The organism is Duganella vulcania, assembly GCF_009857655.1.
GTDB classification, from domain to species: Bacteria; Pseudomonadota; Gammaproteobacteria; order Burkholderiales; family Burkholderiaceae_D; genus Rugamonas; species Rugamonas vulcania.
The window spans coordinates 1-472 of record NZ_WWCX01000294.1 but is presented as its reverse complement, the minus strand read 5'-3'; the positions used below and the strand labels follow the sequence as shown (position 1 = coordinate 472).

At 75.2% G+C, this 472-nt stretch carries 1 pseudogene; it reads left to right on the top strand.

The features are described from left to right. Nucleotides 1–472, top strand: a pseudogene (locus tag GTP90_RS36065) (sensor histidine kinase); the annotation flags it as partial.

The following is a 472-nucleotide window of genomic DNA, read 5'->3' as shown; positions in this document are numbered from 1 at the left end:
CGCCGCCGAGCTGTACGCGCGCTGCGCGCTGCCGCGGCTGGCGGCCCAGATGCGCGCGGCGCGCTGCCGCGTCATGCTCAGCGCCGAGATGTATCCGGAGCTGCTGCAGTTCTGCGCCGCCACGCTGGCCCAGCCGGACGAGCTGAGCCCGGCCATCGTCGTCATGCTGCTTGACAGCGCGGCCTCGGGCGCCTACTACCTGGCGCTGGAGGAGGCCGACGAGGCGGCCGCCGCGCCGCTGTGGCGCGACTGCCTGGCGCGGCGCCAGCTGGTGCTGCGCCGCACCCGCGAATACGGCCTGGCGGCGCAGGAATGCCTGGCGCTGCTGAACCTGGCCGTGGTCAGCGCCAGCTGCGAGCAGAGCGGCGCCTGCCGCGACTACATCGGCCAGCTGCACGCCCGCTTCGGCCGCGACGGCTACTGGACGCCGTGGGTGACGCTGTCGGCGCTGCTGGCCGACTGCGCGGACGGC